Raw genomic sequence first — 7549 nt, forward strand, 5'->3', positions numbered from 1 at the left:
GATAGGGCATCACCACAAGGAGGCCAGTCATGGCTGATATTCATTCGGAAAACACCGCAGATGCGACTGTCGAGGCGGCGCGTGTCGCTCTGATCGCGGCGCAAAACGACCAGTTCCGCACCACATGGGGCGCTGACTTCACCGTTCCCGGCCAGATCGTCATGACGCGCGGCGTGGCCGCACTGTCGCACGAGGCACAAGTGGCGATCATGGTCGCGGTCATGCAGTTTTCCGAGTTCACCGAGGACAACGACCCTTACGGCACCCACGATTTCGGCATCTTCACCGTGGCCGAAGGCGAACGCGAGGTTCGGCTTTACTGGAAAATCGACCTCTACGACGCGGGCTATGAGTTCGGTTCCGACGATTGCACGGACACCGCCAAGACCCGCCGCGTGCTGACCATCCTTCTGCCCGAGGAATACTGAGTTCGGTTGCGGGGTCTCTCCCTGCCCCGCGCCGAGGCTGGCCTGTCGAGCAGGCCCAAGGGAGGGGCGGCAAGCGCCTCTCCCACCCCTCACCACAACGGAAAGGAAGGTGAAATCAATGAGCAATGAAACCATGAAGCGCCGCATTGCCGAGGCTTGGGCGCTTCTCAGGAAGGGCGATCACTTTGGCATCGGACGCCGCTTCCTGATCCAGCACGGGGCCATCTAAGCCCCCTCGCCTCAGCCCGTCAGGGCTGGGGCACCGATAACACAAAAACTCACCACACGACAAGGATAAGACCCATGACAAAGCAAGAGACGATCATCGCCCCCATCGAACAGGTTCCCTTCGATGATCTGTATGTTTCCGACCTGAACCCGCGCACCGTGTTCAGCCCCGAGGGGATCGAGGCACTGGCAGAGAATATCCGCCAGCTTGGCCTGATCCAGAACCTCGCAGGGCTGCGCGATGAAACCGGCAAGGTTGGCATCGTGGCCGGAGGCCGGAGGCTTCGCGCCCTGGCTCTGCTGCAAGACGATCCGCGCTTCGCTACGGTTTCCGTGAAGATCGCACCCGATCAGGCGACCGCCGAGATTTGGGCATCGAGCGAGAACCACCACCGCGAGCAACCCCATGCCGCCGATGAAATCCGCGAATATGGCAGCATGGCCGAGCGGGGCGTTCCGGTTCCCTCCATCGCCATCGCGTTCGGCGTCAATGAAAAGCACGTCTATCGCCGCTTGAAGCTGGCAAGCCTGCCGGTGTCGGTTCTGGACGCCTTGAAGGCCGGGGAAATCACCCTGTCGAACGCCGCCGCCTTCACCGTCAGCGAGGACGAGGCGAACACGCTGGCCGTGCTGGAAAAGGTGCGGGGCGAGGGCTACAGCGATCACCAGATCAAGCAGATGCTCAAACCGGACTCGGTGCGCAGCACGGATCGGCGCGTGAAGTTTGTTGGCCTTGAGGCTTACGAGGCCGAGGGCGGGCGCGTCACTGGCGACCTTTTCGCAGACCAGACCTATTTCGATGATGTTGCCCTGCTGGACGAACTGTTCAAGGCGAAGCTGAAAGCCACCGCCGAGGCCATGACCGGCGACGGTTGGAAATGGGCCGAGGCGATGGAGACCACCTATCTCGGTTATTACGAGATCGAGGAACGGAAGCTGGACCGCATCTATCGGGATGAAGGGACGCTCACCGAAGAGCAGTCAGAGCGTTACGACGAACTGGCGGAATTGGCCGAAGGTGAGGTTCTGGACGCCGAGGGCGAGGCCGAACTGGCGGCGCTGCAAGCCGTGTTGGATGGTGCATTCAGCGCCGAACAGAAGGCCGTTTCGGGCGTCCTTGTCTACGTCAACCAGAGCGGCGAGGTTCAGACCGCCGAGGGGCTGGTGACGCGCGAGGACCGGGCCGCCGCCATCGAGGCCGGTTTCCTGCGCAAGTCCAGCCATTCGAGCGCCGAGGCCGAGCCGAAATCCCCTATCAGCCAGAAGCTGCGCGACGACCTGTCCCGTGTCGCACAGGGCGCACGGCAACATGCGGTGTTGCGCGATCCCGATCTGCTGATCGACCTTCTGGCCTACCAGTTGAGCCACGCCCTGCGCTGGAACGATCCGCTTGGCATTGCCACGACCGAGGTTCCGAACTGGCCTTCGACCGAGGCCGAGGGCTATGCCCTTGACGAGCGCCTGACCAGCAACCCGCCGCGCGATATGTGGGATGCGAAAGACCTTGGCGCATCCTTCCGCGCGTTTCGCAAGAAAGGCCCGGAGCATGTGCGCGGTGAACTGGTCCGGTTCCTTGCCGCTCAATATCGGGGCGGCGACGAGAAGCTGGCCGCGATGATCGACAAGGAGACGCAGCCGAATATCCGCGAAGTCTGGACCCCCAATGCGGCGAACTTCTTTTCCCGCGTCGGTGGCCCCTACCTCAACGATCTGTGGCGCGATCTGTTGGACCTGTCCGACGATCACCCGACCGCCACGACCTTCGCCAAGCTGAAAAAGGGCGAGAAGGCCGACAAGCTGGAAGCCCTGTTCCGTGGCGACCACGATCTGCGCAGCGCCCTCGGCGTCACCGACGAGCAGGCCGCGAAGATCGGCGCATGGCTGCCTGAAGGCATGAAGTGAGATCGAGGGCGGGGCGTCAGCGCCCCGCCCACCGATGGAGGTTCCCATGAGATTCAAGCGTTCACCCCGACACCCGTTCACCGACACGCCCCGCAAGCGGGCCGCGCTGCGCCGGAAACAGCGCCTTGAGCGTGAGGCCCTTCCGTTGCTGGCCGATCAGATTGCCGAGGCACAGCCGAGCGAGGACCGCGTTATGGCAGACCGCGCACTGGCATGGTCCGAACAGGAAGTCAGGGACCGTCGCGCACGGGCAGAGAAGTGGCATGAAGCCCGCCGCCAGATCGACGCCCTGCCCGGCGATGAGCGCCGCGCCGTGCGGCGGGCATGGGACTGCGCCCCATACCCCGCCGACCCGTCTTATCTGTTGAGCGTCCTGCACAGCTACAGCCAAGGCAGGATCGACTTGAAACGCCCGCCTTTCCCGCTGTCGCGCACCGACGCCTCGGGCGCGAGGATCGCGAACCTGTTCGCTTCATCTGATCTGTTCGTGACGATCCTCAAGGCGCGGGAGATTGCCGCCGATCCTGACCGTCACCCGCTGGCGGAACGTCACGCAGCCTATCACCATCTGCAACTGGCGGCATCGAAGAACAAGGATCGCGACCGCGCCGCCCAGGATCGCGTGTTGGCCTCGCAGCTATTCCTTCGCCTCGGAGAATTGGAGAACGCCCATGCCTGATTTCACCGCCCACCGTCATCCGGTCCTCGCCGTGCGCTGCCCCGATTGCGGCAGAGCGCCCGGCGTCTGGTGCCGCCGCCCGAGCGGCCACATGGCGAGCGACTTTCATCACAGCCGCAAGGTGGAGGCGGATCGCGTCTTCATCGACCAGCACGGACCTGACGCCAGCATCCTGCGCGACGGCGACGGATGGATCATTGATCCACGCGGGCGCGTCGGCATTCGGCCACAGCCCGAGCAACTGGCTTTGTTCTGAGGGATATTCATGGCGCTGGCGAGAACTGATCGACTGTGCTACGACTGGAACTAAAGGAGAACTTAGATGTTTGATCGCCGCGCTCACGCTGAAGAAATCATTGCCGACCTGATCGGCAAGATGTGGAACTGGTTCTTTATCGGAGCTGCTGGCGCGGCCATCGTGATCGCCGCTTGCATCGCGTTCTTCGTCGGGGTCAACGTCCCCAATCTGATTTACTGGATCGGCACAGCCATCGCCTTCGGGTGCTTCGCACAAGCCGCCAATCTGTCGAACGAAATTCGGAGCCGCCGCGCGCATCTTTGACGCCGGGCAGGCCAGCTTTTTGAGAATATCCTTGTGGTGAGGATAACACTGGCCCCGCTCGCGCGGGGCCTCTTTTTTCCAGGGACCGACATTCAGGACGATCATGCACGACGACGACGAAACCACCTTCAAGGATAGCCTCGATCTGCTTCAGTATCGCATGGCCGAGATCGTCTTTCGTCCGGGCCGTGTCGTCCGGGCCTGCTGGCGCGGGGGGCGACCGACGATCAACCGCTATATGCTGGCCTTCCTGACTGTGTTCCTGCCTGCCCTCGGATTCGGCATTGTCATGGGATGGGCCATGAGCGGGTCCGAGCATTTCCTGTTCGGCGCAGAACGGACATTCACCCGGCAGCTTGGCGAGGCGTTCATGCTGATCTGGATGATTGCCGTTCTCTACCTGCTCGCCATCGGCATCACGATTATCGTCATGGGCTGGTTCCGAAAGGGGCCGCGCCGAGGGTGATGCCCGGTGTGGCGGGACTGCGCCCCGCCGCACCGGCCTTGCGCTACCCGCGCAGGGGCCGCTTCGCGGCTTGGCCGTCAGCACCAACCCTGCCGCCTGCCCCCATTGTATTCCCGCGCCAGCCCTTCCCCGATCAGGATACCGGCCACATCCGCACGACCGATATAAAGCCGCGCAAGCCCTCGGTCATATCGGTCACGGCCCGGCAACACGATCAGTTCCACCAGCTCGCCGGAGCCGATCAGCTCGCGCAAGCGCCTCGTCGCCTCGTCACCAAGCGCCTTTTCATATGCACATTGCGGATCGTAGGTTTCCGGCGTGTCGAGACCGACAAGCCGGAACCGCTCACCGCCCAGGTCAATCGTGTCGCCGTCGATCACATAGACTGAAGCCGGATTGATCGGCTCCGCCGCCGTCCCGGTGTCGATCGACAGCAAGGCCGCGACGATCATCGCACCTATTGCCGCAACTCCAAACAAGCGCCTGCGTCGCGCATGTCGTCCGCGTCTCGATCCAGTTTCTCGCCGCCAGTTTCGCAAGCCGCTCTGCCCTCTTCCGTTCCTGTGCCGGTTGTCGCTAGGCCGCCATCGGGTTTTCCTTGACCCATTTGCCGCTGCGCAGATGAGCATCCGTCGCCCCAGGTTTCGACCGTCGCCGTGATTGTCCTTGCAGTATGAATCGAGCCTCTGTCGAGATCCACACGCCGCCGCCTTCCTTGATCTGAAACCGACACTGAAATTCGTGCAACCCAGGTATTCACACGTCTCCTTGGCCCGTGTTTCTCAAACGGAACATTGCTTGTTCCTCTCTTAGCGACCGTCCGGGGCTAACGCCCCGCCCTTCAATCAAAAAATCGGTTTCCGCTTTGCGGACCCTCCGATTTTTGGTTTGATCGCATCGAGGACCAGCATGACCGTTTTTCATCGAAACACTAAGATACCAAGGAGACTAAAAATGAATACCTTCGCAGAGTTTGAAATCATCGGTCGGGTCGGTCAGATCAAGGAAGGCAACGGCGTCCTCTGGGTTTCCATCGCCGCCGAGTATGGCCGCAAGGACAATCACGGCGACTTTCAGTCGAAACCCTTCTGGAACGACGTGAGCATCTTCAACGAGAACGTCATCAAATGGGTCAAGGAAAACACCGTCAAAGGCGACCTGGTTCGCGCGACCGGCACCATCCGCTCCGAGAGCTACGAGACCAATAGCGGCGAAACCCGCCACGGCGTGAAACTGGCCTGCGACAACTTCTCCAACCTGGCCCACATGATCCGCAAGCAGATGGAGCGGCAACAGGCGGGCTGACCGCCCGGGCGGGCCTCGCGGCCCGCCTGCCCTTCGGGCGCGGCGCTGCGCCCCGACCAATCGGCCGCCCCCATCGAGAGGGCGGCCGATCGCGCTTCACAGCCTTCAGCTCCGAACCGCCGACAAGCGGCAATGCGACACTGGACCCCCTGCGAAGGTGCAGGGTCTGCCTCCTTGAAAAACAGCGGCCACTCTACACGGCGCGGCGAGCCGTCAACACCAAGCCCTTCGGGGCGCTGCGCGCGTGTTGACGGCCCGCCTTTCCCGCCGTGTCACCGAGCCTCGTTTTTTCAATCAGGAGACAGACCATGAAATTCATTCGCAAGCGTTCCATCAAACTTCGTCGCATCGCCGCTCGCCGGCTCCGTGCCATCCGCAAGCTGCTGCGCGCAATCGACCTCAGCCTTACGATCTCGATCAACCTCGGCTTCCTGAAGGTCGGGATCACCCTCAAGCGCCGCCCCGAGTAGGGCGGCTGCAACGGCCAGGCCCTCCGGGGCTTGGCCTTTTCTGCATTTCATCTTCCCTGAAATATCCTCGGGGGAGCGCCGCGAGGCGCGGGGGCAGACGGCCCCTCTTACCCCTCGGGGCAGATGCGCCGCAGCGCCGCCATTCCATCCGTAATGGCCGGGCCGCTCGGCACCTGAAGCTGGCCCAGGTTCTCAGTGACGGCCGCCGCCGCCGCCAAGGCGTCGTCATCGCCGCTCGTTGCCAGATGCGCCAGCATGGCAGCCTGGTTCTGAAGCATGTTGCCCGTCACTTCGATGTTGGCGATGTTCGCCTGCACCATCTGCGTCATGGCCGCGCTCACCAGCTCACAATCGTCAGCCGCGCCTTCCTGCGCATGAGCTGCTGCTGCGCCAAGCAGATATGCCACCGCTGGCAGGCTTCGCATCAGGTTTGTCGCGCTCAGTTTCATCGAAAGCTCCTTTCTTCCGACCTCAAGCGAGATCGGTCTTTGCAAAATCATCGCCCTTGTAGAGAAGCGCCGCACGGTATCCCTTCGCGCAGGCATATGCGAAGCAATCCCCGAAATTCAGATCGGCCTCGTGACCCACCGCCTTGCCATAGGTCCGAGCCGCTTCAAGAGCGCCACCGCCAAGGCTGTCCGAAATCATCACGCTTTTCGCGCGGGCCTCGCTGAAGAACAGATCGACGGCCGCTCGCGCGGCCTCGATCTGGTCGGCGTCGGGCGTCTTGTGCTTGCCCGACCGCGACCGGGCAAGTCCAACAACCGCCTCGAACCGCGCCAGCGGTGAAAACAGCGGTTGCTTGTCGCTGGCCGCCAACCGCTTCACCAGCTCGTCAGAGCCAGGTTCACGGTTCAGAATGGCTATGACTGCCGAGGCGTCGATGAACATCACTCTTCACCCCACATCGCATCAGCGTCGGCTTTTGCGTCATAGTCGGGATCGACTGGCCCAACCTGGTCGGCAAGATTCCGTGCAGCTTCAAGACGTTCCATGAGCGGAACTTGATCTTTCGCCGCCGTGATGGCAGCCTGCAACGCAGCTCGAACCGCTTCCGTCTTGTTGTCTGCGCCGGTCAGCTTCATCGCCTCCACAGCAAGCGCGTTCACCGTTTCATCCCTGATGAAAAGACCCGCCATTTTCGCATATCCCTTGCCGTATATCCGTATATGCCGTAATGTATATGCAGCGTAGGCAAAGTCAATGGGGCTTAGCAAGGAAGGATGGCGTTTATGGAAGTGACCGGATGGATCAGTTTTGACGACCGCAGCCCTACAGAGGAGGAGCAGGATTCAGATCGCGTCCTTGGGTATTTCGTCATCTACGATCACAAAGGCCGAGCCGCTTCCGATTTCTTTGGGAAAATTTTCTGGGACGATGCCGCAAATAGTTGGGCTGTCGAATCCTATGAAAATGCCTTGGCATTGGTGTCGCCCGGCCAGTTCAATTACGAGCTGGTGAAGCCGACGCATTGGTGTCTGGTTGATCCCACATTCTCCAAGTAAGTCG

Annotated in this window: 13 protein-coding genes; 9 read left to right on the plus strand and 4 right to left on the minus strand. The window is 61.8% G+C overall.

From position 1 onward, the window contains the following. Positions 1-29: 29 nt before the first annotated feature. The 6 genes from FE811_RS24840 (at position 30) to FE811_RS24865 (ending at position 4265) form a co-directional block, all read left to right on the plus strand. The gene (locus FE811_RS24840; protein ID WP_140849189.1) at positions 30-428 is read left to right on the plus strand and encodes a DUF3768 domain-containing protein; all 399 of its coding nucleotides are present in this window, start codon (positions 30-32) and stop codon (positions 426-428) included. Positions 429-731: 303 nt separating this feature from the next. Continuing rightward, a complete protein-coding gene (locus FE811_RS24845) occupies positions 732-2558 on the plus strand; it encodes a ParB/RepB/Spo0J family partition protein (protein ID WP_255469845.1) in 1827 nt (608 codons plus the stop codon). Between the two features lie 46 nt (positions 2559-2604). Beyond that, positions 2605-3237 carry a hypothetical protein gene (locus FE811_RS27700; protein WP_181180964.1) on the plus strand — a complete coding sequence of 211 codons (633 nt, stop codon included), beginning with the start codon at positions 2605-2607 and terminating at the stop codon, positions 3235-3237. Next, the gene (locus FE811_RS24855) at positions 3230-3493 is read left to right on the plus strand and encodes a hypothetical protein (RefSeq protein WP_088716891.1); all 264 of its coding nucleotides are present in this window, start codon (positions 3230-3232) and stop codon (positions 3491-3493) included. The genes FE811_RS27700 and FE811_RS24855 overlap by 8 nt, the downstream gene beginning before the upstream one ends. A 66-nt stretch (positions 3494-3559) precedes the next feature. Then, positions 3560-3799, plus strand: a complete 240-nt coding sequence (locus tag FE811_RS24860; protein ID WP_140849193.1) for a hypothetical protein — start codon at positions 3560-3562, stop codon at positions 3797-3799. A gap of 103 nt (positions 3800-3902) precedes the next feature. Beyond that, the gene (locus FE811_RS24865; RefSeq protein ID WP_074647518.1) at positions 3903-4265 is read left to right on the plus strand and encodes a hypothetical protein; all 363 of its coding nucleotides are present in this window, start codon (positions 3903-3905) and stop codon (positions 4263-4265) included. Between the two features lie 77 nt (positions 4266-4342). On the opposite strand, the gene FE811_RS24870 is transcribed toward FE811_RS24865, so the two are convergent. Next, positions 4343-4717 carry a thermonuclease family protein gene (locus tag FE811_RS24870; protein ID WP_181180965.1) on the minus strand — a complete coding sequence of 125 codons (375 nt, stop codon included), beginning with the start codon at positions 4715-4717 and terminating at the stop codon, positions 4343-4345. Between the two features lie 502 nt (positions 4718-5219). On the opposite strand from FE811_RS24870, the gene FE811_RS24875 reads away from it, so the two are divergent. Continuing rightward, positions 5220-5570 (plus strand): single-stranded DNA-binding protein, encoded by a 351-nt coding sequence (locus FE811_RS24875; protein WP_167356475.1) that lies wholly within the window; start codon positions 5220-5222, stop codon positions 5568-5570. Between the two features lie 308 nt (positions 5571-5878). Beyond that, positions 5879-6040 (plus strand): hypothetical protein, encoded by a 162-nt coding sequence (locus FE811_RS27705; protein WP_157903891.1) that lies wholly within the window; start codon positions 5879-5881, stop codon positions 6038-6040. 107 nt (positions 6041-6147) lie between these two features. Here FE811_RS27705 and FE811_RS24880 read toward each other — a convergent pair whose 3' ends face one another. The 3 genes from FE811_RS24880 to FE811_RS24890 are packed head-to-tail and all read right to left on the minus strand — an operon-like array spanning position 6148 to position 7179. Next, positions 6148-6489 (minus strand): hypothetical protein, encoded by a 342-nt coding sequence (locus FE811_RS24880; RefSeq protein ID WP_140849197.1) that lies wholly within the window; start codon positions 6487-6489, stop codon positions 6148-6150. Positions 6490-6511: 22 nt separating this feature from the next. Next, on the minus strand, positions 6512-6931 hold the full coding sequence (locus FE811_RS24885) for a type II toxin-antitoxin system VapC family toxin (RefSeq protein ID WP_140849199.1): 420 nt from the start codon (positions 6929-6931) through the stop codon (positions 6512-6514). Continuing rightward, positions 6931-7179, minus strand: coding sequence for a type II toxin-antitoxin system VapB family antitoxin (locus tag FE811_RS24890; protein ID WP_140849201.1), 249 nt, complete (start codon positions 7177-7179; stop codon positions 6931-6933). Before FE811_RS24890 ends, FE811_RS24885 begins: the two co-directional genes overlap by 1 nt. A 93-nt stretch (positions 7180-7272) precedes the next feature. On the opposite strand from FE811_RS24890, the gene FE811_RS24895 reads away from it, so the two are divergent. Further along, positions 7273-7545 (plus strand): hypothetical protein, encoded by a 273-nt coding sequence (locus FE811_RS24895; protein ID WP_140849203.1) that lies wholly within the window; start codon positions 7273-7275, stop codon positions 7543-7545. Positions 7546-7549 lie beyond the last annotated feature (4 nt).

The sequence above is a fragment of the Paracoccus sp. FO-3 genome, assembly GCF_006386455.1.
GTDB lineage: Bacteria > Pseudomonadota > Alphaproteobacteria > Rhodobacterales > Rhodobacteraceae > Paracoccus > Paracoccus versutus.

What these genes read in the sequence shown, in the direction of transcription:
- FE811_RS24840 (WP_140849189.1), top strand. Translation starts at nt 30, where the DNA reads ATGGCTGATATTCATTCGGAAAACACCGCAGATGCGACTGTCGAGGCG.
- FE811_RS24845 (WP_255469845.1), top strand. Translation starts at nt 732, where the DNA reads ATGACAAAGCAAGAGACGATCATCGCCCCCATCGAACAGGTTCCCTTC.
- FE811_RS27700 (WP_181180964.1), top strand. Translation starts at nt 2,605, where the DNA reads ATGAGATTCAAGCGTTCACCCCGACACCCGTTCACCGACACGCCCCGC.
- FE811_RS24855 (WP_088716891.1), top strand. Translation starts at nt 3,230, where the DNA reads ATGCCTGATTTCACCGCCCACCGTCATCCGGTCCTCGCCGTGCGCTGC.
- FE811_RS24860 (WP_140849193.1), top strand. Translation starts at nt 3,560, where the DNA reads ATGTTTGATCGCCGCGCTCACGCTGAAGAAATCATTGCCGACCTGATC.
- FE811_RS24865 (WP_074647518.1), top strand. Translation starts at nt 3,903, where the DNA reads ATGCACGACGACGACGAAACCACCTTCAAGGATAGCCTCGATCTGCTT.
- FE811_RS24870 (WP_181180965.1), bottom strand. Translation starts at nt 4,717, where the DNA reads ATGATCGTCGCGGCCTTGCTGTCGATCGACACCGGGACGGCGGCGGAG.
- FE811_RS24875 (WP_167356475.1), top strand. Translation starts at nt 5,220, where the DNA reads ATGAATACCTTCGCAGAGTTTGAAATCATCGGTCGGGTCGGTCAGATC.
- FE811_RS27705 (WP_157903891.1), top strand. Translation starts at nt 5,879, where the DNA reads ATGAAATTCATTCGCAAGCGTTCCATCAAACTTCGTCGCATCGCCGCT.
- FE811_RS24880 (WP_140849197.1), bottom strand. Translation starts at nt 6,489, where the DNA reads ATGAAACTGAGCGCGACAAACCTGATGCGAAGCCTGCCAGCGGTGGCA.
- FE811_RS24885 (WP_140849199.1), bottom strand. Translation starts at nt 6,931, where the DNA reads ATGTTCATCGACGCCTCGGCAGTCATAGCCATTCTGAACCGTGAACCT.
- FE811_RS24890 (WP_140849201.1), bottom strand. Translation starts at nt 7,179, where the DNA reads ATGGCGGGTCTTTTCATCAGGGATGAAACGGTGAACGCGCTTGCTGTG.
- FE811_RS24895 (WP_140849203.1), top strand. Translation starts at nt 7,273, where the DNA reads ATGGAAGTGACCGGATGGATCAGTTTTGACGACCGCAGCCCTACAGAG.